Below are 24444 nucleotides of genomic sequence, written 5' to 3' on the forward strand. Positions count from 1 at the left end.
GAACTTATAAAATGTCGCCGGCGAATTTAACCAATGCGGCTTGCGCGCATTAAACGCTTAAACTAAATCTTCTTCCTTAACTCTTTTTCGATTGTTTCCTGCAGTTTAGGATTTTCCTTAAGCAGTTTTATAGCTGCTTCTCTTCCCTGCCCGATTTTCTCTTCGCCATAAGACAACCAGGCGCCGCTTTTGTTTACTATTTCGGCGCTGATCGCAGCATCAAGTATGCTGGCAGTCTTTGATATGCCCTCATTATGCATTATCTCAAACTCTGCTTCCCTGAAAGGCGCAGCGACCTTGTTTTTTACTACTCTAGCCCTTACCCGGTTGCCTATTACCAGGTCATCTGATTTCAAAGTGGCGATTTTTCTTAAATCTATCCTCACAGATGAATAAAACTTAAGCGCCCTGCCTCCGGGTGTGGTTTCAGGAGAACCGAACATAACCCCGATCTTCTCCCTTATCTGGTTTATAAAAACCATACATGTTCGTGATTTACTGATAGCGCCAGTCAATTTTCTTAAGGCCTGGGACATCAATCTTGCCTGTAAGCCTACATGCGAATCACCCATTTCCCCCTCAATTTCAGCACGGGGAGTCAGCGCGGCGACAGAATCAATGATAACTAAATCAACGGCATTTGAACGCACAAGCGTCTCTGCAATTTCTAGAGCCTGCTCACCGGTATCCGGCTGAGAGATTAATAGATCATCCAGGTTAACACCAACGATTTTGGCGTAATTTGAATCAAAAGCATGCTCTGCATCAATAAATGCAGCTACTCCTCCTAACGATTGGATCTCTTTAATAAGCGACAACGTAAGAGTTGTCTTTCCGGAAGCTTCAGGGCCATATATCTCAATAACCCTTCCCCTAGGAAAACCGCCGACACCAAGGGCCAAATCAAGGGTTAATGCGCCTGTAGGGATAACTTCCACATTAACCTTTACATCTGAACCCAGTTTCATTATGGAACCTTTACCGAATTGTTTTTCGATCTGCGATAAAGCCAATTCAAGTGCTTTTTGGCGGTTAGATAGGTCTTTTGCGGGATCCTTTTGCAAAACTTTCTTATCTACAGTCATAATTCCTCCGATAGTTTATGGTTTGAGAGATAATTATATCTTACTTAATTTAGGCTGTCAATCAGTTAGTTCATAGTTCATGGTTCATAGTTGACAGATAACCTGGAATTCATCGGCCATAAAAACCATATAACTATGAACTGTGAACCATAAACCCTCCTTATCTATATGACGGATTAAAAACCTAAATCTAACACATTAGTTCATTGTTCATGGTTGATGGTTGATGGATAATATTATAAGCATATGGATTACATGGGTATCGCGTATATCGTGTTGAGTATTGAGTATTATTCCTTCTTGCAGGCGAGTTAATAATTCACTGTTTAAGGCTCAAAGTTACTATTCTAATTATGTAAAACTTTGAACTATGAACTGGGTACTTCTGTGTCCTTGTGACATTGTGTCTTTGTGGCTAGCTACTTTCTATGTTTCTATGAACTATGAACTAACTGACATTGACACTTATCTTAAAATATGCTACATTTTCTTTCATGGATGAATCAATACAAAAGGTTAAGCAGGATCTTGAAAAGACAAAAGCAGAGCTGGCCATTCTCTATGAAGTCTCAAATGCAATGCGCACAACTCTTAAGCTTGATGAGATCCTTTATATAATCCTTACCGGTGTTACAGCCCATACCGGGCTAGGCTTTAACAGGGCGATTCTTTTTCTTGTTAATGAAAATGAATCAATCCTTGAAGGAAAAATGGGCATAGGCCCTGAAACCGGAGAAGAGGCAAACCGTATATGGAACCAGATAGAACATGAAAACATGGGCCTGGATGAGCTTATAAGTGTCTATAAATCTTCGTCATTCAATGTCCTTGAATCCGGGTTCAACCAACAGGTCAGGCGTTTCAAGATACCGCTGGCAGAGAAGAATGATGACCTCTTTGCCCTGGGAGTGATGGAGGGGATGCCGCTCCTGCTTACCAAAGATGCAATAAAAGGTTACACAAATTACCCGGTGATACGCGAGTTAAAAAGCGAAGAACTCGCCATTGTCCCGCTAAAAGCTAAAGACAAGATAAACGGCCTCATCATAGCTGATAATTTTATTACAAAAAAAACCATAACTAAAGATGATATGCGTATGCTTGTCATGCTGGCTAACCAGGCAGGTCTTGCAATTGAAAACTCACAGCTTTTTGAGAAAACAATGCTCAGGGCCCACTCAGATTCACTGACCGAATTATGGAACCACGGTTATTTTCAATATCTGCTCCAGACAGAAATTGACAGAGCCAGAGCGACAAACAATAAACTAAGCCTGATAATGCTCGATATAGACGATTTTAAGATTTATAACGACCTTTCGGGACATCAGTCAGGGGACAGGATACTGAAAGAACTGGCTAGATTATTAAAGAACCAGTCAAGAAAAATGGACCATGTATGCCGTTATGGAGGAGAAGAATTCACCATTATACTACCCCACACCGAAGGCAACGAAGCTTATATGATAGCTGAACGCTTAAGAGAAGATGTAGAAAAATATCCTTTTTGGAAAGAAGAACTGCTTCCGAATAAAAAAGTTACGATAAGTATGGGGATTGCCACTTTCCCAATGGACGGGAAGAGCTCATCAGAGCTGATATCGGCATCCGATATAGCCCTATATCAAGCAAAAGCAAAAGGAAAAAACAACACCTTCCTCTACAAAACCCCAACCGGTATTTAAGCGGGGACAAGGTCAGCCTGTTTGTCTTTTATCCCTTTATTCTGGGAAAATTTAACTGAGACAATCTTGGAAACCCCAGATTCTTCCATTGTAATACCGTACATTACATCAGCATTCGCAATTGTCTTCTTGTTATGCGTAATTACGATAAACTGGGAGGTTTCTGTAAAGTCCTGCAGTATCCTGCCGAACCTGTCAACATTTGCTTCGTCAAGAGCAGCATCAATCTCATCTAATACACAAAATGGTGCAGGTTTAACCTTGAATATCGCAAACATAAGCGCTATTGCAGACATGGATTTCTCCCCGCCGGAAAGAAGCAGGACATTTTGCAATTTCTTTCCCGGAGGCCTGCATACAATTTCAATGCCAGACTCAAGCGGGTCCTGCTCATCAATAAGAAAGATCTGACCGTCACCCCCGTTAAATAAAAGCCTGAAGTAACTGCGGAACTCCTCCCTGACTTTTTCAAATGTCTCAAGAAACATCTTTTTTGTCGTGCGGTTTATCTTTAATATGGCTTCATGCAGCGATTCCTTAGAAGAAACCAGATCGTTCTGCTGCTGCACGAGAAAATCGTAACGCTTCTTAAGCTCATCGTATTCTTCTATTGCAACAAGGTTAACCGAACCGTAAGAATCAACCCTGTTCTTGAGTTTTTCTATCTCTTGAGTTAGTACGTTTTCATCAATAGTGTCTTCGCTATGAGTCTCCTGCTCTGCCCCTAAATCAAGTTTATATGCCTGTAAAATCCTATCTTTGATGCTTTGGCACTGAAAATCAAGGTCCTTCTCCTGCATTTGTATTTCATAGATCCTGGCTTTTACCGCTTCAGCTTCTTTTCTGTTTGATTCTATCATTTTTACCGTTTCGCTTGTGCCTTCAGAGAGTTCCCTGAACCTGGCCTCATTTTCTTTTAGCATTTCCTGTTTGACGACTATCTCCTTGGCAAGTGCCTCGGAGGAAATACGCAAACCGCTGATTTCAGAATTAAGCGCTTCCTGTTTCTTTGACGCATCCTGCAATTGGGTATCTATACTCATTACTACATCCCTGTCCTGCTCGTAAGTTTTTTTAAGCATCATGACCGTTTCTTCTTCAGAATCTTTCTTCTCAAGCAATGCCTGTAGCTGTGTTTTTGCTTCGGCGATAGATATAAGCACGCCCTCTTTCTGCTCATTAGTAAATGTGATATTATTTTGCTCTTTAATAATCAACGACTCCTGGGCTTTATTATTATCTTCGAGCTCTTTTTGCTGCTGGCTTATAGCCATGACTTTACCGGTAATAACCGAAAGTTCTTTGCCAAGGTCATTTAATTCAATTGTTATTACTTCCTCTTCTTCCTTTAATTTACTAAACTGTGCAGAAACCGTTTCATGATAAGCCTTTTTATTGGCTAAATTAATTTCTACAGTGCGCAGTTCTTCCTGCACCGCCGCCAGGCTTGCCTCAAGCTCTTTAATAATCAACTCCTTTTTCTCCTTGACCAGCCTTAATTCCTGTAATTTCTTATTAACCGAATCAATCAGCTGCTCAACCCTCTGCGCATCAAGATCAATCGGCTTTGCTTCTCCGGTAAGCCTTAAATTATCCTTATCATACGATTTGATCCTGACAACAAGGCCGTTCAAAATATCTGCTGGAAGCCTGTCTATCTTTATTTCGGCTTCCATAGATTCGCCGATATCTTCATATCTGTGTTTAAGGTTGATCAGGAATTCACGCTGTGATTCAAGGGAAAGAAGCTGTTTTTCAAAACTATCTATTTCACTCTCTAGGCCAGTGAGTTCGCCGGCCTGGGACTGCCGCTCGGATTTTAATTGCTGTATCTTTTCATTAATACTTGCAAAGTTTGACTCCATAGCTGATAATTCAGAAGTTACCAAATTAAGGCTCTCTTCAATAAGGCTCTTTTCCTCGGTTATCTTTGCGTTCTCAACCTGAAGCCTTTTCTTTCTGGCAAGAAAAACCTGCTCCTGCGAGATCAGATCCGTAATCTGGTTCTTGGCTGAAGATATTTTGGACATCAATTCAAGGATATGTTTCTTGGCATTTGCTATTGCGTCCACAGAAGACCTTACGGAAAGATTAAGCTGACTGAGTTCGTCTTCTTTGGACCGGATATAGGTGTTCTTTTGGCTTATATCACTGCTGAGAGAATCAAACTCATTCTTGACCTTCATGAATTTTTCTTCATCGAATGACAGTTTCTCTTTGACTTGAGTGAGCTGTTTAGACAAATAAATCTTTGTTAATTCAAGTTCCTGTATTTTTTCTTTATTAAAATTTACCTTTTCATTGGCCCTAAAATCCTGATTATTAAGGTCAAGAATTATATCTTTGATTTTTCTGAGACTGTCTTCAATCCCTGCCAGCTCAACCTGCCTTCCGCTTATATTCTCCTCATCCTGGCAAATTGCGGCGGACAGCTCGGCTTCTTTCGCCGTAAGTTGAGCAACATTATTCCTTATGTCATCCTTTTCAGTTAACAACCCTTTGATATGGCTGCTGGCGAGTTTAAATTCCTTAAGCTTTAATTCCTCAAATGCCTCCTTATACTTACGTGCCTTGTTAGCCTGTCTTTCCAAAGAGGAGATCTGTCTATTTACTTCAACGATTATATCATTTACCCGTAATAAGTTCTGCTGGGTTTCTTCCAGCTTCCTCAGCGCTTCTCTTTTCTGAGATTTATATTTAGTGATCCCCGAGGCTTCATCAAAAACAAGGCGCCTGTCTTCCGGTTTGGAACTTAAAAGAAGGTCGATCTTGCCCTGTTCAACAAGAGAATAACTCTCGGCACCGATACCTGTGCCCATCAATAACTCCAGGATGTCTTTGAGCCTTACCTGGGTTTTATTAAGAAGGTATTCGCACTCCCCTGACCTAAAAATCCTCCTGGTTATCAAGACTTCCTCACTGTCAACGGCAAAATACCTGCCCTTATTATCAAAAGCAAGGCTGACTTCGGCCATGCTTAAAGGCTCTTTGGCATCTGTGCCGTTAAAAATAACATCAACCATGTCAGACCCTCGCAATGATTTTACTGATTGTTCTCCCAGCACCCAGCGCATGCTGTCAAATATATTGGATTTACCGCAGCCATTCGGGCCGACTACTGCGGTAATACCGGGCTCAAATTGCAATACGGTTTTGTTAAGGAATGACTTGAATCCCAAGATCTCCAGCCTTTTTAAATACATGCTTCACTCCTTTTGGGTATAAATAGCGCTATTAATTTTATTTAATAATTCCTCATTAGAAATTGGCTTAGTAAGGATTTCCTTTGCGCCCATCTTAAGTGCTTTGTCTTCTAAAGCTTTATCAGATAATCCTGTAATCAGATAACAAACTGTTTTCAAAGAAAAATTTTTTGCCTCCAATAAAATATCAAACCCGGCTTCTTCATCTTCAAGCCTGAGATCGCAAAATATTATCTCTGGTTTGAAATCTTTAATTAAAGAAAGGGCATCAATTTTAGTCGAAGCAGTTGCAACATCGTGCTTTCTGCGAGTGAAAAAAGCCTTTTGAAACTCGAGCACATCCTTTTCATCATCAACAACTAATATTCTGGCCATAATCAATTTATACTTTTTGTATTCTCAACCATCCAGGAATCAATTTTCTCTTTCTGAAAACGCCACTGGCCGACAAGCTTAACCGCAGGTATCTTATGATGCTTAAGCCATTCATAAATAGTCCTACGGCTGACTTTTAAATATAAAGATAAATCATCAATTGTCATTAATGCTGCAATATCCATTTTATCTCCTAACTTATTGTTGTGTATATGATAATAAGAATTTTTGATTTTGTCAAGCATAATTTGCAGTTTCTTACATCCTTATGCATAACAGAATGAAAGGTTGCAATATTATCCATACTTTATCATTACATAACCTGTTGTAAATAAATAAGTTAGGGTGAAAATTGATTGGTAATCGATAACTTCTTTGTCTGCGCAGGGTTACGAATTTTTTTTCAAAATTTATCCGGTGCCGGATAATCATGAATTTGCAAATGATGCTAATAGGCTTTATTATCTCTGCCAAATAATCTGGTTCGTTGGACGGATCCATGACTGTTTTTATATTCAATAAAATTAAAGTAGTAATCTTAGCGAAGGCATAAATCTATGGGTAGGTGTATTAGAAGGACTTTCCTGTTAACCGATTAACTCAATTAAAAATTTTTGTATTGGTATTGCAGGGGATATCAGTTCATGGTTGATAGTTCATTGTTCATAGACGTGGCTAATTTCTATGTACTACCAACCATGAACTATGAATTATTTCTTTAATATCTCTTTGAATTTTCTCGTTAGGGCAGGTACTACCTGGAAGACATCTCCGACGATACCATATGTTGCTACTTTAAATATAGGCGCGTCCGGGTCCTTATTGATGGCTATAATAATCTTTGAAGATTGCATCCCGACGAGGTGCTGGATCTGGCCTGATATGCCGCAGGCAAAGTAAATCTTAGGCGAGACAGTGCGCCCGGTTTGCCCCACCTGGTGAGAATAAGGCATCCATCCCGCATCAACTGCCGCCCGGGAAGCACCGACAGCTGCGCCGATAACATGGGCAAATTCTTCAAGCATTTTAAAATTCTCGGGTGCACCCATACCTCTGCCTCCTGAAACAATAATATCAGCTTCGGCTAAATTGACCAACGATTCTACTTCATCGACAATATCCAGAAGTTTAGTCCTAGAACTAAACAGCGCTGGATCGACTTTCTCAATTATGATTTTGCCTTTCCTTGCTTTATTCGGAGCCATAGGTTGCATGACTTTATGCCTGACGGTAGCCATCTGCGGCCTGAAATTAGGAGAAATTATAGTTGCCATTATATTACCGCCAAATGCTGGTCTTGTTTGCAGCAGTATTTTTTTGTCTGGATCAATATCTAAACCTGTACAATCTGCAGTAAGCCCTGCCTTTATCCTTATCGCAACCCTGGATATAAGCGAACGGCCGATTGAAGTAGCGCCGCAGAGCACTATTTCTGGTTTATATTTTTGTATTAAATAGACTAAGATGTTGGTATAAGGCTCATCCTGGAAATTAGCTATTTCTGGCGCCTGTACCAGATAAATGTTATCCGCACCATGCCAAATTAATTCGTCCAATTGATCATCTAAGCCGTTGCCGATTAATACTGCGCTTACATCCGTCCCCAACTTTTTTGACAACTCATGTGCCTTACCTAAAAGTTCGTAAGATACCGACTGGATCTTTCCTTTCTTTTGTTCAATAAATACCCAAACTCCCTTGTAGTCCTTGATATCCGGCAGCTTGCAAACTGACTGGTCTTTATCAATCATTATCGCTTTGAATTTACAAGCTGATACACAGGCCCCGCACAAAGTACACTTATCCTCGTCAATTACAGCGATTTTTTTGCCTTTAGCATCTAATCTGTCCATCATGCGGATGGCATCAAAGGGGCATGTCTTAACGCATAATGTGCAACCGGTGCATTTTTCTACAATAATCTTTATAGGCATCAGTGGACCTCGTCCTTAATCAGCTTTACAAGTTCATCAACTATTTCCGGGATCTCGCCCTTCAAAATCTGCCCGCCAGTCCTGGGAGCAGGAGTAAATATCTTAACAACCTGTGTCGGGGAACCGCATAGACCGATTGACTGAGCATCAAGCGCCAGTTCCTTCTGACCCAGGGTAGCAATTTTAGCTTGCTTTGCCTTCATCATTCCCTTTAAAGAAGGCAGCCTTGGATTGTTTATTTCTTTTACTACTGTCAATAAAGCCGGTAAAGGAGTCTCAATGATCTCAAAGCCTTCCTCCATCATACGCTCTACTCTCATAGCTTTATCTTTGACCTCTTCTATTTTTTTAACATATGTTACCTGCGGAATATCTAAATGCGCCGATATACCCGGCCCTACCTGGGCAGTATCACCGTCAGAAGCCTGTTTACCGCAGATTATAAGGTCGTAATCGCCTATTTTCTTTATTGCTGCAGCTAAAGTATAACTGGTAGCCCATGTATCGCTTCCGGCAAAAGCCCTGTCACATATAAGTACACCGTCATCAGCACCCAAAGAAATAGACTCCCGCAAGACAGCTTCTGCCTGGGGCGGGCCCATCGTAATAACGGTTACTTTACCGCCAAACCTTTCTTTCAACCTGATCGCTTCTTCAATTGCATAAACATCAAAAGGGTTGATTATGGACTTTACTCCCTCCCTAATCAAGGTGTTTGTTTCAGGGTTAATCCTGACTTCGGTAGTCTCTGGTACCTGTTTTATGCAAACGATTATATTCATACTTATTTTCCCTATTACTGTGAACAATGAACTGTGAACTATTTAGCCATCTCTTTTATCAACTGCAATGCAATTATATTCCTCTGGATCTGGTTTGTGCCCTCATAAATCTGGGTAATTTTTGCATCACGTACATATTTTTCTATCGGGTATTCTTTCATATATCCGTAACCGCCAAAAACCTGCAATGCATCCACAGTCACTTTCATCGCGACATCTGAAGCATACATTTTAGCCATAGCTGATGCCTTAGCAACATCCTTTACCCCGGCATCAACCATCCTGGCAGTAGAATATACCAATGCCCTGGCAGCTTCGATCTCGGTTGCCATATCAGCAAGCATCCACTGTATACCCTGGAAGCTGGAAATTGATTTACCGAATTGGTGCCTCTCCTTAGCGTATCTTACCGCCAGTTCAAGCGCGCCCTGTCCGATTCCCAGAGCCTGGGCAGCAACACCCGGTCTTGACATATCAAATGTCCTCATTGTAACGATAAAACCCATTCCTTCTTTGGCTATAAGGTTTTCCTTTGGCACTTTACAATCAGTAAATATCAGCTCCCTGGTTGAGGAAGCGCGGATGCCGAATTTATCTTCTTTTTTGCCGAAGGTAAACCCCTTCATACCTTTTTCAAGAATAAAAGCTGAAGCGCCTCTTGCGCCTTTAGTCTTATCCGTCATTGCTATAACTACGTAAGTTTCTGCATCGCCACCGTTTGTTATAAAGTGCTTTAAGCCGTTTAAGATATAATGGTCGCCTTCTTTTTTCGCTGTCGTCTTTATTGCAGAGGCATCTGAGCCTGCTTCCGGTTCGGTTACGGCAAAAGCTGCCACTTTCTTACCGCTGGCAAGATCAGGCAGGTATTTCTTTTTTTGCTCTTCACTACCGAATAAAACTATAGGAAAGGTACCTAAGGCAGAGGCAGCATAGCAGACAGCAATACCGCCGCAGGCACGCGAAAACTCCTCGGTAGCGAGGCAGAGGTTCAAAACCCCTACTGACATACCGCCAAATTCTTCCGGGATGAATAACCCAAACAATCCTGCCTCCGCTATTACCTTTATGACCTCCCACGGATATTCTTCGCTTTCATCATATTTAGCAGCTACGGGCCTGATCTTCTCTTCAGCTATCTTATGCGCCAGGTCCTTGACCATTTTTTGTTCTTCAGTCAACAAATAATCCATAACTCCCTCCCTCAGTATTTTTAAAGATAATTATAATAACACAAAGAAAATCTATTACAAGTTTTTTATTAGTGCGACCTCTTGGCAATCAGGAAATTTCGGGCAATTAATACATTCAGCCCAAACTTTATGCGGAAGATCTGCATGTTTTATCCTGCGGAAGCCGAACTTTTTAAAAAAATCCGGCTTATAGGTAAGCACAAATAATTTCTTTGCACCGAGGTCTTTTGCCTCCTCGATACAACTTGCCACCAGCTGTGTACCAATCCCTTTTGATTGGCTCTTTTTTTCAACAGCCAATGACCTAAGTTCAGCCAGATCCTGCCAGCAGATATGCAGGGCAGAACAACCGATGACCCTACCCCTTTCTTCGATGACAATAAAATCGCGCAGCCTGTCAAAAAGCTCATTTAAGGAACGCGGAAGCATAAGGTCTTCTTCGGCAAATTTATTTATCAAATTTTGGATTTTCGGTATATCGCTGACTTTGGCTTTACGGATCATACTATATCTGTCCCTTTTGCAACCACGACTATCCCAGAATCAGTCACATGGAACCTTTTTCTGTCTTCAGCCTGGTCATATCCTATAACCATGCCCTGAGGTATGTTGACATCCTTATCAATGATCGCCCTCTTTATTTTGGCGTATCTGCCGACATTTACACCTTCCATAAGGATTGAATCGTATACCTGAGAATAACTGTTTATCCTGACATTCGGAGACAAAATAGATCTCTGCACCCTGCCGCCGCTTATGATACAACCGACAGAAACCAATGAATCCAGCACTAAGCCGATTCTCCCCGTAATCTCCTCTCCGGCAAAAACATTTTTGGCAGGCGGGAACTGTTCCTGGTAAGTCCTCACCGGCCAGTCTTTATCATAGAGGTTAAACACCGGGTCAACCTGCACTAGGTCAATATTGGCATCATAATATGCGTCTATTGTCCCTATATCCCTCCAATACAAAGCCTCTTTTTTATTTTCATCAGCAAAATTATATGCGCACACCTTAAGGCCCTTTTTAAGCATTTGGGGGATAATATCTTTGCCAAAATCATGGGAGCTGGACGAACGCTTGCTATCCTCGCCCAATTCTTTTATAAGCACCCCGCTATTAAAAACATAAATACCCATTGAGGCATAAATTTTGTTTGGCTTTGACGGGATAGTTACTGGATTCTTGGGCTTTTCATGAAAAGCAGTCACCCTGTCTGAAGAATCAACTTCCAGGACACCGAATTGAATAGCCTCATCCTTATCTACCTCAACCACGCCCACAGTTACATCGGCATTTTTCTCGCGGTGAAGGTCTATCAGGGTGTAATAATTCATCTTATAGATATGGTCCCCGGCTAAAATCAAAACTTCATCGGGTTTTTCATCTTCAAGCGTGTATAAGTTCTGGTATATAGCATCTGCGGTTCCCAAATACCATGACTCTCCCACCCTTTTCTGCGCCGGCAGAATTTCAATATACTGTCCGAGTTCTGAAGGCAAAATATTCCAGCCTAACCGTATATGCCTCTGCAAAGAAGCTGACTTATACTGAGTCAAAAGGTATATCTTCCTTAACCCTGAATTAATGCAATTACTTAATGTAAAGTCTATTATCCTGTAAATGCCGCCAAAAGGAACAGCAGGCTTTGCCCTGTCGCGGGTCAAAGGATAAAGCCTCTCGCCTTTTCCGCCAGCCATTATAAAAGTAATAACCTTGCGCATCATCACAAAAACACCCCCATAATTCCCCTTCTTATCATCATAACCCCGATAGCTGCTAACAGTATATACATAATTTTTGATACGGCTCTTACCCCGGTCTGGCCCATCACGTGCAATATATCCTCTGCGCGCGCCAAAACATACCAGACAATAAGCATATTTAAAATTATGGAAAGCAGGGTCAGCTTTACCCCATAGATATCAATCATCATCAGGGCGGTAGTCAATACAGCCGGCCCGGTGATCAATGGCGTGCCGAGAGGAAAAATACCCAGAAACTTATCATTCTTGTCGAAATTTAAACTCTTCTTGGCGCCGGGAAGAAGCAGCCTTACGGAAATTATAAATATCAGGGCGCCGCCAGCAATCTGAAAATCCGGTATAGTTATGCCTATTACCCCTAACAGGCCTTTGCCGATAAAAAGAAATAAAACAGCAATCAATGAAGCCGTGGTAACCGAATCAATGACTATCTTCCTTCTCTGCTTTTTAGCCTGGCCATCCACCAAAGCGATAAAAAGCGGAATAGTGCCAACGACATCGACTGCAACAAATATGGGAATAAAAACTGATATAAAATCTCTCAGCGTAATATTAAACATGATTAAATATTATAGCCCATTGAGGCTAAAAAACAAGAAAAAATGAATCATTATATCTTTTTAGCGCAACAAGCGTCACTTCCCGATTCTTTTCCTCAGCTCGAACCTGTAACTCCATCTGGATTTAGAAATAGGTACCCCAAAAATATTGTTTTGGATACCTATAAACGTGCTCTTAGAAACATTATAATTATACTTGAGATGGCTTTTATAATAAGTATATAACGACATGACGCCCACCATTGGCTCAGAAGGGCTTCCGCTGCCATTCCCGGAAAAAACTAAATAATCATATATATCAATCCTGTAAGGATGCAGTGAAAAAGTCAGATCATAAGTAGTGTAATCACCTGCCAGCATATACCATAACTCCGGGGCTACCATTACACTGGAGCCGGAAGGGATACTATTTCTTAATATCCGTCTGTTATAATCGTAAGTATCTGCCTTTGTCCAGGTGGCGGGGAGAAGTATGTTCATCCTTATAAAAGGCAGGCAACCGATAAAAATAAATAAAAGTATAACCCTGATGAATTCTTTTTTAGTGGCGATTTCTTTGTTTGTCAAAAATACGACGGTAGAAATAAAAAATATTAAGAACGCCTGCGTATACATATGCCTGAGGGTAAAGACAAAAATCAGGATTAGGATAGATATTATCAAGCCTAAGAAAATCGGCAGGTTAACTGTGTCTTTATGTTTATTCTTCCGGCTCGTTAAAGACCTGACAGCAATGTAGAAAAGAAATACACTCAACGGCAGGTAAAATAATGTGTCTGCATAACGGACATGGGTAATAACCGAATAAGATACTGCCCTGACAAAATCGTCGCTTATAAAAAATAATGCATAACTTAGAGCCTGGCTTAAAATAAGCTTATAATCAAACCCGGAAGCTGCAAGCCATGCGAAAAGAGTTAAGAATAATCCGATTAAAATGCTAGCAATTAGCTTGATGAAGCTTTTAATACTATTCCGGCAATAGCCTAAGAATATACTTGCCGCAAAAAAAATGATTAATAACCCAAGCCAAAAAGAAGTTGCAAGACATAAAAAGGACGACAGTAAAATAAAAATGCTATTCCTGAAAGAATTAATTTCTTTATATTTAATTGCAAAGTAAACCAATGCCAGCCCAAAAAATACAGCCAGGGTATCAGGTCGCGAAATTCCCTTGATCGCCAAGATCCATGAAAAAAATATCAATCCTAATATATATACCGGAGGTTCGTCATCAGCGAAGATTTTAAAAAGTTTATACTGCGCATAGGCAACAAAAAGGCATATCAAGAGCGATAATGCTAAACTGGAAGATATTGAAAAACCGAAAATCATAAACCATACTCCATAAATAAACGCATACACGGGAGGATACCACACCGAACAATTTTCGACTCCCGGCCTGTAGCCAAAAACCCCCGGAGACGCAAAAGTATGATTTAAGGCAAAATTCCTTGCCGGCTCTTTAAAGATCATTTCGTCTGTAGAAGGAAAAGGCAGCTTAAATATGTAAAGGTAGAAGCTGATTAAAAACAATAGCAGCCAAAAGATTATTACCCGGTTCTTATGCAACATATTTTTAAGTTCTGGCAATTGCATTCTATATTTTCTTGATTAATAAGAGGCAGCTAAAACTGGCTAATGAAGATATAACTATAAGCCATTTAAGCCCGATTAACGGAAGCAAGAAAGCCCCCGAAAGGTTGCTGGCGGTAAGGGCGACATTGCTAAAACTACACAATAATGCAAAGGATGTTGCTTCATAACCTTTTAAAGAGTTTCGCGCCATAAAATCCATTACCATTAGAAATATAAACATGCCGATAAATCCGTAAAAAATGTTATATATGACTGCTGTTACGGGTGTATAGTAAAGATAACTTAATGTTACGGCCCCTCCAAGAAAAACTGACCAATAAAGCCACTTCTTAACATTTATCCGCTGGCTGAACTTATAATATAATACCGCACCCATAATTTCAAAAATAGTGCTTATCGTGCTTAAGGCGCCAATCCAAACCTTGCCCCAGCCGAAGCTGTCTCTTTGGATAAAGAATAGCGGCGTACCAAAAGAAGGTGAAAATCTATACAAAAAAATAAACAATCCGACAACCAGTATTTTCTTATTAGTTAATACCGGCTTAAGGCTTGCAATTATTGGCAGCCTATTCCGGCCTGGATCTCTAACCAGGTCTTCTTTAAAATAGAAAGCAGCTAAACCTACCAATAAATAAAAAGGTATAAGCGATAAAAACCCTATTCTGAATCCCCATTTTTCGGCAATGATCCCACCCAATATCCCGGTGAGTAACCCGGATATAGAAATAGATATCCATTGGACGCTCTGTATCTTGCCGGTTATATTATAAGCCTTCCCCTCAACGCACATAACACCGTCGACACAAACGTCCCTGAAGGCGGCATTTGTAGAATTCAGCAAAAGGACGAAAACCAGCATAAAAACAGGTAAAGCTACAAGTCCTACAACCATAACAGTTGCCAGGCTCATAAGTAAAGCAAAAAATATCAGTGATCTTTTAGTGAAGAAATTATCTACGACATAGCCAATTAACGGTTTCAGCAACCATGCAGAACTGATTATGCTGCCTAAAACCATTATTTTGGAAGGTGAAAAATATAATGACTCTTTAAGGTAATAAAAAAGGCTCTGGGAAGGAAGGGATTCTATGCCCTGCACAAAATAAACAGAACTGCTTAATGCGTATATCCAGAATAATTTCTTATTCAAGTTATTTAACGCTGGTATCCTGTTCTTGTTCTTGGGCAACTTGGTTAAATGCGCCCTGCTTATCGGCATCTAGAGGCTGCTTTTGGGCCTCCTGCTTTTCCGTTGCGGGAACCGTATTACTCATTAAAGATTTATTCCGGTTAGCTGCAAAAAGCGCCAGGCTCAGGCAAGTAATAAAAAACAACACTGATAAAATAGTAGTGACCCGTGTGAGTACTGCCGGGGTCTTCGTCCCGAACATTGACTCAACATCAGAAAAGGTATCAACCAAACCTCCACCCCTGCCCCTCTGCACGAGTATTATTATTATTAAAAGTATGCACACGATTACATGTAATGCTATTATTAAACCGGTCATTTTAATACCTCACTTGCTTTTTTTATTATCGAGATAAAGGATTCTATAGAAAGGCTTGCGCCTCCGACTAAGGCACCGTCGACATCAGGTTTAAGTAGAATCTCGCTTATATTTTCCGGCTTGACGCTGCCTCCATATTGTATTCTAACCTCAGAAGCTACCTCTTCGCTATAAATATCTTTTATTAAGTCTCTTATATACTTATGGGCCTCCTGGGCCTGTTCAGCAGTAGCAGTTTTACCGGTACCGATAGCCCATACCGGTTCATAAGCTATAATAATACCTGCCATCTTATCTGCGCTGATCCCAGAAACCCCATTCGTGATATGGTCATTCAATACCTTAAAAGTCTGACCGCCATCGCGCTCTTTAAGGGTCTCGCCTACACAAACAATCGGGATTAAACCATGATTAAGCGCAGCTATTATCTTTTTATTTACCGTTAAATTGGTCTCCGCAAAAAACTGCCTTCTTTCAGAATGCCCTATTATAACATATTTGCAACCGGCATCTTTAAGCATAACAGGTGATATCTCTCCGGTAAAAGCACCCTGGTCTTCCCAATAAAGATTTTGCGCCCCTAATTCTATGGGAGAATCGACAATAATTTCTGCTACTTCCGCCAGACTGGTAAATACAGGGCAAATAACTACATCCGTATTCAGGTTTTTTACAGAGAATAACTCTCTCTTTAATCCGCTGGCAAGCTCAATTGACTGCCCGATAGTTTTGTTCATTTTCCAGTTTCCAGCAATAATAATTTTTCTCATCTTGATTTCCTTGTTTATTTATCTGCCAATGCAGCTATTCCGGGTAAAGTTTTTCCCTCCAGATACTCAAGACTTGCCCCGCCTCCTGTTGAAATATGGGACATTTTATCTTCCAGGTTAAATTTAGCTATGGCTGCAGCCGTGTCCCCTCCTCCGATTATGCTGACAGTATCAAGACCGGCAATAAATTCTGCGACATTTTTTGTTCCTTTACTGAAAGGCTCCATCTCAAATATACCTAAGGGGCCGTTCCAGACAATAGTTTTCGAAGATTTCAACTGGCTATTAAACAATTCCACTGTCTTTGGACCGATATCTACTGCGATCATTCCCTCAGGTATCGACTCACCGACTACCTCAGGCTTGCTAGTTTCATCAATTTTAGCGACTACAATATGGTCAACAGGCAATAGTATTTTTTTATTTGCTTCCTTTGCTTTTTCAAGTATAGCTTTAGCGATATCTATTTTGTCCTTCTCAAGCTTAGAATTACCGATCTGAATGCCTTTTGCCTTAAGAAAGGTATAGCTCATCCCGCCGCCTATGAGTATAATATCGCATTTCGGCAGCAGGTTGTCGATAACCCCTATCTTATCTGAAACTTTTGCTCCTCCTAAAATAACGGCAAAAGGTTTAGCCGGATTTGCGACTGCTGCGCCAAGGTATTTAATCTCCTTTTCTATTAAAAAACCGGCAACTGACTTTAAATAATGCGTAACTCCTTCAGTCGATGCGTGAGCGCGGTGTGCCGTGCCGAAAGCATCATTGACAAACAAATCAGCTGATGATGCCAGTTTCTTTGCAAACTCCGGGTCATTTCCTTCTTCTTCCTCGTGAAACCGGAGGTTTTCCAATAAGATGACCTTTTCATTTGAGGATTTTATTTTAGACTCTACTTCAGGACCGACGCAATCATCAAGCATTAATACATTCTGACCAAGCAATTCCTTCAAGCGTAAAGAAACAGGCTTGAGGCTGTATTTAGCGATAACTTTGCCATCCGGACGGCCTAAGTGGCTCATAAGGATGAGTTTCTTGGCTTTATTAGCTATTATATAATTAATAGTCTCAAGAGTGGCCTTGATCCTGGTATCATCAGTTATCTTAAGATCGCTATCTAGCGGGACATTAAAATCAGCCCGCATAAGCACAACCTTGCCATTCAAATCAATGTCTTTAATTGACATTTTATTCATGAATTTCCTCCTATTTAAATGCTTTAATATATATCAATTTAGTTGGTTTGTCAAAGGTTTTCCCTTTACTGTCAGGATGGTTGGTTTATAATTCGTATAGGTATAGAGTATTGCGTTATTGCAATATGTGACTTTGTGTCGTGTGTCTTTGCGACTGAATACTTTATCTATTTCTATGAACTATCAACTATGAACCATAAACTATGAACTATGAACTAAAATCCACTTTCTGTCCTATTGGTAAACTTGCGATGAGAAGGCTTGAAAGCTTAAAGAATAGCAAAAATACCAGGCTGTTTATAAGTCCGATTACAGGAAAAAAGAATATCCCGGCCAAAACCCCCGAAAGACAGCTTCCCAACAGATCTGCGGCATAAAGCAATCCGGCATTGGCAGCTTTGAAGCTGACATTATTATTAATCAGCGAATTGGCCAAAACAAATTGAAAACCGACACAAAAACCGGGCAAAGCAAATAAGAATACAAAAAGTATATAATTATTAACAAAGATGATATTTTTATCAAATAAAACTATCAAAGATGAGATTATTGAAATAATCAGCAATTCACCAGATATAAACAGTTTACTAAGCAGTTTTCTTTCCGTTTTAAATCTGCCGGCAACCAGGCTTCCCACAGCAGCTCCGGACATAAATATGCTGATAAGAAAACCTATTCTCTGGTAAAGGTAACCGAAATATACCTGAAAAGCAAACGAAAGCATAAGCATAACCATCATCCCGAAAAACCCAGTAACAGCAACTGGATAAAAAATCTGGATATCGTTTTTCAGGTAATTTTTTAAACGCAAAACCAATATAAAAACAGTGGCAATGATAACAAGAATCAACAACGCCGTTAAATTTATACTCTTTACCTTTTCAAAGATATATTTCATTCCGGATGAATATTTATTACTCCATAAACGCATGCTTTCATAAACTGCGACCGGCCTGAGGTCAGTGTTAACTTCTTTTGTTGCATTCTTCAACTGAGCACTAAACCATTCCTGCCGAGCGGCATCCAATCTGTAATTAAGATAACCTGCATTCAGAAAATCAGTAGTAATCCCCATTTGTTTCATTCTGTTCTCAATTACTTTCGGGTTGAAATTATATTTGATAAAGCGCGAATCTGTGCCTATGTATAAATTATAATCTCCGGGAATAACGGAAGTATACGCAAAAACATCTTTGAGGCCGTTAAATATGCAGGCATTCATATCTTTAAGCTCATTGCCCATATAAGTACTTGACCCTAAAAGGCTAAATACAATTAATCCGCCCCTATTTAATTTCGTTTTTACTAAAGCAAAAAACTCTTTAGTCAGAAGCCTGTTTGCCGACAAATCAACCGGGCCGCTGACACCAAGAAAAATAATATCAAATTTATCAACTGCCCGTAACAAAAAGAGCCTTCCATCAATATTACTCAGCCATAATCTTTTATCTGAGAGTTCAAGCAGGCTAAGTTCATCAGGATGCTTCTTGACCATTTCAATCAGTAAAGGATCAAGCTCGGCATAATCGACTCTATCTACAGGGTATTTAAATATTTCCGATATCACTCCCCCTATCCCGCCGCCGATCACAAGTATCCGCTTAGGGTTATCACTTAATAACAAGGGAAAATTTACAAAATCTTCAATTAAATTAGTATCGGGATGCGGCAATATTACTGCCGGAAGGCCATTATAATAAAATACCGTCTGCTTATTATCCTTGGTTACTGCGACATTGCCGTATACAGAATTTCTGTTTTCAACCGCCCCCTCCCTGCCAAATCTTATTTTAAGCGAAGACTTTTCCAAATCAGCCGGCCGGTTAAAAATTATTGTAAATATAAATACTGCGAATATGGAAATAAGTAGAAATTTAGCCCTGCCTGCAGAAAAACTTTTAAGAAAAACAAAGCCGACGATCGCGCTAGCTAAGGCAACCAAGTAAGCAATCTGAAATGATGAATAATGGGTTACCAGGGCATAAGTAAAAACAAAACCTCCGATTATAGTGCCCAGCGTTTCTAAGGCATAAATATTTGCGACCGGACTTGCCTTCTTGTCATTTTTTGAAGAGAATAGTGAACAGGCACAGCTGAATAAAGCGCCATGGCTGGAAGCTATAAGCAGATTCGCCATGAACGATAACAATAGCACTTGCCCTATTCCCAGCGCCTCATAGGGTTTAAGATCAAAAAGAAATTTAAATGTCCTGGAAAAATATAATGCTGCAGGCAGGCTGGCTGAAAAAATAAGGTTAAGCACAACAAAATATAACCTGGATTTATCCTTGTTACGCCTAAGCAACAGAGAAAAAATGTAGGCGCCTAAAGATTCAAGGAAAATCCAGCTGGATAATATGGCCCCGATAACAAGCTCATTACCATATGCGCTAAAAGATATCTCCCTCAATAGAAGGACCTGCGCGATTATGCCGCTTGCTCCCACTAGAACCAGAAAGAATATATTCATTTTATAAAAAATGGGGGGCTTACTCTGTTTCCGTAACGTAAGCCCCCGTTAAGAGATCTATACTATTATATACCTTTTCCGATTATATAATCGCATAGGTCTATTACCCTGTACGAATATGCCCATTCGTTATCGTACCAGCCCATGATCTTTACAAGCCGGTTATCAATGACTTTGGTCAATTCAGCGTCAAATATGCAAGAATAATTAGACCCATAGAAATCCTTTGAGACCAAAGGTTCAGTGCAATATTGCAAGATACCTTTAAGATTGGTTTCAGAGGCTTTTTTAAATGCTTCGTTAATAGACTCTGCCGTGGCATCTTTTTCAATCACGCAAGACAGGTCAGTCAAAGAAACATCCGGGGTAGGCACCCTTATCGCCAAGCCGTCCATCTTGCCTTTTAATTCCGGTATTACGGAACCTATGGCTTTTGCAGCGCCCGTTGAAGTAGGTATCATAGAGATAGCGGCTGAACGAGCCCTGCGCAGATCTTTGTGCGGAAGATCAAGGATCCTCTGGTCGTTAGTATATGAGTGTATCGTAGTCATCAAGCCGCTCTTAATCCCAAAATTATCAAGCAATACTTTGGCCATCGGAGCAAGGCAGTTTGTAGTACAAGATGCGTTTGATATAATATTATGCTTGGAGGCATCATATTTCTGTTCGTTGACGCCCAACACAATCGTTATATCTTCATTTTTAGCAGGGGCAGAAATAACTACCTTTTTTGCCCCGCCGTTAGAAATGTGGCCGATACACTTCTCCTTATCAGTAAATACCCCTGTAGACTCAATTACAAGTTCTACGCCATAATCTTTCCACGGTATCTCAGCCGGTGACTTATGGCTTAATATTTTGACGGTTTTGCCGTTTACAACCAAAGCGTCATCTTTGGTCTCTATTGATGCGTTGAGCTTGCCGAAGTTTGAATCATATTTCAATAAATGTGCCAAAGTTTTGGTCCCGACGGGCAGGTCATTGACCGCGACTATCTCTATGTTTTTCGAGTTTTTAGCCAAGGCAGCACGAAAAACCAGCCTTCCAATCCTCCCAAAACCGTTTATTCCTATTTTTGTAGCCACGAAACACCTCCTTGATTAATATTGTTAAATATTCCGACTTTACTTTTCCTTAGTTTTTGGACTATTTAAGTATGTTAATATATTTATCTGTCCCCCTTTCAAAAAAGACTGTAAAATAAATGGATCAAGTTATTTTCAAGCTGGATTAATTCTCTCTTAGGATTTTTGCAGCAAGTTCCGGCGGCGTTGGCACGACGTAAAAACCTGAGCCCCATTCAAAACCAGCTAACCTGGTTAATTTAGGCATAAACTCTATATGCCAATGATAGCTGTCATAAACAGTATCTCCGTTAATCGGAGAAGAATGCACTATATAATTATAAGAAATATTTGAAAAAACTTTTTTTAGCTTGGTAACTGTATCCTTCAGGATTGAAGCTAATTCAGGTATCTCTGCATCTGCCATATGGCAGAACCTGCTATTATGAGCTTTAGGCATAATCCAGATTTCAAAAGGGAACCGCGAAACGAACGGGCAAAAAGAAACAAAGTACTTATTCTCTATTATTACCCTTTCTTTTTCCTGAAGCTCCTGCCTGATTACATCACAGAAAATACAACGGTCTCTATAGTCATAATAGTTCTTTGAACCCTTCAGCTCTTCTACCGCACTCTTGGGGACCATAGGAAGAGCGATAATCTGGGAATGCGGGTGCTCAAGAGAGGCGCCTGCTGCAGGGCCAAAATTTTTGAATATCATTATATATTTGAACCTGTGGTCCCGGGCTAAATCCCTTGCACGGGAGCAAGACATCGAGATATAGCTTTCAATTTCGCTGTTAAGAAGACTGGGGATATCCTTATAATGGTAGGGGCTTTCAATCAATATTTCATGAGCGCCAACACCATTTGACATATCATAAATGCCTACGCCTCTGCGGTCTAAATCACCTTCAATCTGTAAAGCCGGAAATTTATTAGGAACTACCCTTACTTGCCAGCCGGGAGAATTAGGTGAAGACCCATCGATCCTGACGGCATCGATCTCAGGCGGAGTCAGCTTTTCGTTACCATAGCAAAAAGGACAAATCCCGCCCTTAAAAGCATGCTGCTCATATTCAAAATCCGCAGGCAAGGCCGGATGGTCAGTATCAACAATTACCCATCTGCCGCCAATAGGATCCCTTCGTAACTCTGACATATCTATACCTCAACCTCTCTTAAATATTTAGCTGAATCTTCAGGCGATAAAGGACATATATAAAAACCTGTACCCCATTCAAAACCTGCTACCTTTGTTAGGCGCGGGATTATTTCGATGTGCCAGTGATAATCATTATCAATGCTTTTCCAGTAACCAGACTTAGGCCTTCTAAACGGCGCAGTGTGTAAAACATAATTATAAGAAATATCATTAAGGCCTACCTTGATTTTTTGAAGTATCTTTTTCATAACTTTGGCAAGGTATAACCTATGTTCCGGCTCGATGTTGACAAAATCGCAGGAATGCTTCTTTGGCAAAATCCATACTTCAAAAGGAAACCTCGCCGCAAACGGCGTAATGGCAATAAACCCGTCTATATCAAGGATAACTCTTTCTTTAGATGACATCTCCTGGTTGATTAAATCACAAAAAATACACCTTTCATGGTATTCATAATAAAGCCTTGCGCCTTTAAGCTCTTCTTTGACTCTTTTTGGGTTAACAGGTGTTGCAATAAGCTGGGAACGCGAATGTTTTAGCTTGCTGCCCCCGGCAGACCAGCCGTAATTCTTAAAAACTAAAACGTATTTAAAACGCTCATCCTTTTCCAGATCCCTTATGCGGTCAACATAACAGGCCAGTACCTTGGATATTTGCTGTTCTTCTAGATCAGCCATGTTAGCTATATGCTTATTCGTCTCGACAACGATTTCGTGCGCACCGATGCCGCTCATAAGATCATACAAGCCCCTGCCATGCCGGTCAAGCTGACCTTCAATCCTTAAAAATGGGGCAATACTCGGGACAACCCTGAGTTCCCATCCGGGGCTGTTTTTCGCAGAACCGGTTGGCCTGACAGCATATATTTCAGGGGGAGTTTGGGATTCATGCCCCTGGCAGAAAGGGCACGAAGGAGCTTCCTCCTGTCCATTCGTGGGGGCAATACCGAATTGATCTGGCCTGCGCAACCGCTCAGTTGCTACAATAACCCACCTGCCTATAATCGGATCTTTTCGTAATTCTGGCATATTTTATAAATATGTTTCTTGATTAATCTTGTTGAAAGATTGGGATACACATATCGCTGCATAACTATCCCGGAGTTTCCAATTATACCATCATATTGGCCTAATGCAAACAATTTTTAAAAACATCGCCGAGAATAACCTTATGCCCTGCAATAAAATCACCGGCCTTCATTGCTTTTTTATTCTCTGCCTGCAGTTCTTTTATGGTCACTGCTCCGTCGCCTGTTTTAACGACTATCCCTGCCTTAGATACTTCCAGTATCTGACCGGGTTTATATCCGCTGCCAAAACTATCATTAACTAACTCTAATTCTAGTATCCTCAGTAATTTTCCATTCAAATAAGAATAGCTGCCGGGCCAACCCAAACAGCCCCTGACATGGTTAATAATGGCCCTGGAATGCTTACTCCATTCTATAAGCCCGTCTTCTTTCTTGAGTTTACGCGCATATGTAACTTTAGATTCTTCCTGAGGAATCAAGGTATATTTACCGCTTGGAATTGAGCTTAAAACTTTAATGACTAATTCTGCGGATAATTCTGAAAGTTTCTCTGCCAAAGTAACGGCCGTATCGCTTTCGTTGATCTGAATAGACTTTTGGCAAATAACAGGCCCGGCATCCATTTTAGTGTTAATTTTAATAGCCGAAACTCCAGTATATTTTTCGCCGTTAATCAACGCCCAATTAACCGGAGCAGCACCCCTGTATTTAGGGAGGAGAGAAGCGTGCATATTAAATGCCATAATTTTTGCGGTTTTTATCACAGCAGAAGAAAGAATCTGGCCATATGCAATAACTACAAGCAGGTCCGGATCTATTTTTTTTAATGTTACTAGACTGACAGAATCGTTTATATCCTGCGGTTGATAGGTCTTGATCCCTAAATCCTGGCATAGCTTCTTGACTGGAGTAGCGCAAATTTGCCTGCCTCTTCCCTTAGCTCTGTCGGGCTGAGTAAACACGCAAGCCACGTTATAACCGTTATCGAAAATAGCCTTTAACGGCTTTACGGCAAACTCAGAACTGCCTAAGAAAACAATATTCATCTTTCTCTTATCCATA

At 40.5% G+C, this 24444-nt stretch carries 21 protein-coding genes; 1 reads left to right on the forward strand and 20 read right to left on the reverse strand.

From position 1 onward, the window contains the following. Positions 1–62: 62 nt before the first annotated feature. Positions 63–1085 carry a recombinase RecA gene (gene recA / locus C4533_03780; protein ID RJP28923.1) on the reverse strand — a complete coding sequence of 341 codons (1023 nt, stop codon included), beginning with the start codon at positions 1083–1085 and terminating at the stop codon, positions 63–65. Positions 1086–1579: 494 nt separating this feature from the next. Here recA and C4533_03785 point away from each other — a divergent pair, with 494 nt between their 5' ends. Continuing rightward, a complete protein-coding gene (locus tag C4533_03785; protein ID RJP28924.1) occupies positions 1580–2770 on the forward strand; it encodes a sensor domain-containing diguanylate cyclase in 1191 nt (396 codons plus the stop codon). Here C4533_03785 and C4533_03790 read toward each other — a convergent pair. The 19 genes from C4533_03790 to C4533_03880 all read right to left on the reverse strand — a co-directional run bounded on the left by C4533_03790 (position 2767) and on the right by C4533_03880 (position 24443). Next, positions 2767–5973 (reverse strand): hypothetical protein, encoded by a 3207-nt coding sequence (locus C4533_03790; protein RJP28925.1) that lies wholly within the window; start codon positions 5971–5973, stop codon positions 2767–2769. The genes C4533_03785 and C4533_03790 overlap by 4 nt on opposite strands. Before the next feature lie 3 nt (positions 5974–5976). Next, on the reverse strand, positions 5977–6348 hold the full coding sequence (locus C4533_03795) for a response regulator (GenBank protein RJP28926.1): 372 nt from the start codon (positions 6346–6348) through the stop codon (positions 5977–5979). A gap of 2 nt (positions 6349–6350) precedes the next feature. After that, complete coding sequence (locus C4533_03800) at positions 6351–6533, reverse strand: DNA-binding protein (protein ID RJP29216.1); 183 nt, start codon at positions 6531–6533, stop codon at positions 6351–6353. 525 nt (positions 6534–7058) lie between these two features. Beyond that, complete coding sequence (locus C4533_03805; GenBank protein RJP28927.1) at positions 7059–8282, reverse strand: 4Fe-4S dicluster domain-containing protein; 1224 nt, start codon at positions 8280–8282, stop codon at positions 7059–7061. Next, positions 8282–9064: an electron transfer flavoprotein subunit beta/FixA family protein gene (locus tag C4533_03810; protein RJP28928.1), complete on the reverse strand. Its 783-nt coding sequence runs from the start codon at positions 9062–9064 to the stop codon at positions 8282–8284. Before C4533_03810 ends, C4533_03805 begins: the two co-directional genes overlap by 1 nt. A 38-nt stretch (positions 9065–9102) precedes the next feature. Next, positions 9103–10254, reverse strand: coding sequence for an acyl-CoA dehydrogenase (locus tag C4533_03815; protein ID RJP28929.1), 1152 nt, complete (start codon positions 10252–10254; stop codon positions 9103–9105). Between the two features lie 54 nt (positions 10255–10308). After that, positions 10309–10758: an N-acetyltransferase gene (locus C4533_03820; protein ID RJP28930.1), complete on the reverse strand. Its 450-nt coding sequence runs from the start codon at positions 10756–10758 to the stop codon at positions 10309–10311. After that, entirely contained in the window at positions 10755–11978 is a 1224-nt protein-coding gene (gene glgC, locus C4533_03825; protein RJP29217.1) for a glucose-1-phosphate adenylyltransferase, read from the reverse strand. Before glgC ends, C4533_03820 begins: the two co-directional genes overlap by 4 nt. Positions 11979–11980: 2 nt before the next feature. Further along, the gene (locus C4533_03830) at positions 11981–12580 is read right to left on the reverse strand and encodes a MarC family protein (protein RJP28931.1); all 600 of its coding nucleotides are present in this window, start codon (positions 12578–12580) and stop codon (positions 11981–11983) included. Between the two features lie 75 nt (positions 12581–12655). Next, on the reverse strand, positions 12656–14179 hold the full coding sequence (locus C4533_03835; GenBank protein ID RJP28932.1) for a hypothetical protein: 1524 nt from the start codon (positions 14177–14179) through the stop codon (positions 12656–12658). A gap of 1 nt (position 14180) precedes the next feature. After that, positions 14181–15398 (reverse strand): MFS transporter, encoded by a 1218-nt coding sequence (locus C4533_03840; GenBank protein RJP28933.1) that lies wholly within the window; start codon positions 15396–15398, stop codon positions 14181–14183. Then, positions 15331–15687 (reverse strand): preprotein translocase subunit SecG, encoded by a 357-nt coding sequence (secG, locus tag C4533_03845; protein ID RJP28934.1) that lies wholly within the window; start codon positions 15685–15687, stop codon positions 15331–15333. Before secG ends, C4533_03840 begins: the two co-directional genes overlap by 68 nt. Then, on the reverse strand, positions 15684–16457 hold the full coding sequence (locus C4533_03850; protein RJP28935.1) for a triose-phosphate isomerase: 774 nt from the start codon (positions 16455–16457) through the stop codon (positions 15684–15686). The genes secG and C4533_03850 overlap by 4 nt, the downstream gene beginning before the upstream one ends. Before the next feature lie 14 nt (positions 16458–16471). Continuing rightward, positions 16472–17653, reverse strand: a complete 1182-nt coding sequence (locus tag C4533_03855) for a phosphoglycerate kinase (protein RJP28936.1) — start codon at positions 17651–17653, stop codon at positions 16472–16474. Between the two features lie 208 nt (positions 17654–17861). Then, complete coding sequence (locus C4533_03860; protein ID RJP28937.1) at positions 17862–20123, reverse strand: hypothetical protein; 2262 nt, start codon at positions 20121–20123, stop codon at positions 17862–17864. Positions 20124–20188: 65 nt separating this feature from the next. After that, a complete protein-coding gene (gap, locus tag C4533_03865; GenBank protein RJP28938.1) occupies positions 20189–21208 on the reverse strand; it encodes a type I glyceraldehyde-3-phosphate dehydrogenase in 1020 nt (339 codons plus the stop codon). A 145-nt stretch (positions 21209–21353) separates the two neighbouring features. Beyond that, positions 21354–22349: a galactose-1-phosphate uridylyltransferase gene (gene galT, locus C4533_03870; GenBank protein ID RJP28939.1), complete on the reverse strand. Its 996-nt coding sequence runs from the start codon at positions 22347–22349 to the stop codon at positions 21354–21356. A gap of 2 nt (positions 22350–22351) precedes the next feature. Further along, on the reverse strand, positions 22352–23380 hold the full coding sequence (locus C4533_03875; protein ID RJP28940.1) for a DUF4931 domain-containing protein: 1029 nt from the start codon (positions 23378–23380) through the stop codon (positions 22352–22354). 100 nt (positions 23381–23480) lie between these two features. Beyond that, complete coding sequence (locus tag C4533_03880; GenBank protein ID RJP28941.1) at positions 23481–24443, reverse strand: methionyl-tRNA formyltransferase; 963 nt, start codon at positions 24441–24443, stop codon at positions 23481–23483. Position 24444: the final 1 nt, after the last annotated feature.

Source organism: Candidatus Omnitrophota bacterium (assembly GCA_003598025.1).
Lineage (GTDB): Bacteria > Omnitrophota > Gorgyraeia > Gygaellales > Profunditerraquicolaceae > Profunditerraquicola.

Excerpts from the sequence above, each read along its gene's own strand:
- C4533_03840 (RJP28933.1), bottom strand. The coding sequence starts at position 15,398 with ATGCCGATAAGCAGGGCGCATTTAACCAAGTTGCCCAAGAACAAGAAC.
- C4533_03850 (RJP28935.1), bottom strand. The coding sequence starts at position 16,457 with ATGAGAAAAATTATTATTGCTGGAAACTGGAAAATGAACAAAACTATC.
- C4533_03810 (RJP28928.1), bottom strand. The coding sequence starts at position 9,064 with ATGAATATAATCGTTTGCATAAAACAGGTACCAGAGACTACCGAAGTC.
- C4533_03855 (RJP28936.1), bottom strand. The coding sequence starts at position 17,653 with ATGAATAAAATGTCAATTAAAGACATTGATTTGAATGGCAAGGTTGTG.
- C4533_03815 (RJP28929.1), bottom strand. The coding sequence starts at position 10,254 with ATGGATTATTTGTTGACTGAAGAACAAAAAATGGTCAAGGACCTGGCG.
- C4533_03805 (RJP28927.1), bottom strand. The coding sequence starts at position 8,282 with ATGCCTATAAAGATTATTGTAGAAAAATGCACCGGTTGCACATTATGC.
- C4533_03795 (RJP28926.1), bottom strand. The coding sequence starts at position 6,348 with ATGGCCAGAATATTAGTTGTTGATGATGAAAAGGATGTGCTCGAGTTT.
- secG (RJP28934.1), bottom strand. The coding sequence starts at position 15,687 with ATGACCGGTTTAATAATAGCATTACATGTAATCGTGTGCATACTTTTA.
- C4533_03830 (RJP28931.1), bottom strand. The coding sequence starts at position 12,580 with ATGTTTAATATTACGCTGAGAGATTTTATATCAGTTTTTATTCCCATA.
- recA (RJP28923.1), bottom strand. The coding sequence starts at position 1,085 with ATGACTGTAGATAAGAAAGTTTTGCAAAAGGATCCCGCAAAAGACCTA.
- C4533_03860 (RJP28937.1), bottom strand. The coding sequence starts at position 20,123 with ATGAATATATTCTTTCTGGTTCTAGTGGGAGCAAGCGGCATAATCGCG.
- C4533_03820 (RJP28930.1), bottom strand. The coding sequence starts at position 10,758 with ATGATCCGTAAAGCCAAAGTCAGCGATATACCGAAAATCCAAAATTTG.
- C4533_03790 (RJP28925.1), bottom strand. The coding sequence starts at position 5,973 with ATGTATTTAAAAAGGCTGGAGATCTTGGGATTCAAGTCATTCCTTAAC.
- C4533_03880 (RJP28941.1), bottom strand. The coding sequence starts at position 24,443 with ATGGATAAGAGAAAGATGAATATTGTTTTCTTAGGCAGTTCTGAGTTT.
- C4533_03785 (RJP28924.1), top strand. The coding sequence starts at position 1,580 with ATGGATGAATCAATACAAAAGGTTAAGCAGGATCTTGAAAAGACAAAA.
- C4533_03875 (RJP28940.1), bottom strand. The coding sequence starts at position 23,380 with ATGCCAGAATTACGAAAAGATCCGATTATAGGCAGGTGGGTTATTGTA.
- glgC (RJP29217.1), bottom strand. The coding sequence starts at position 11,978 with ATGCGCAAGGTTATTACTTTTATAATGGCTGGCGGAAAAGGCGAGAGG.
- C4533_03800 (RJP29216.1), bottom strand. The coding sequence starts at position 6,533 with ATGGATATTGCAGCATTAATGACAATTGATGATTTATCTTTATATTTA.
- galT (RJP28939.1), bottom strand. The coding sequence starts at position 22,349 with ATGTCAGAGTTACGAAGGGATCCTATTGGCGGCAGATGGGTAATTGTT.
- C4533_03835 (RJP28932.1), bottom strand. The coding sequence starts at position 14,179 with ATGCAATTGCCAGAACTTAAAAATATGTTGCATAAGAACCGGGTAATA.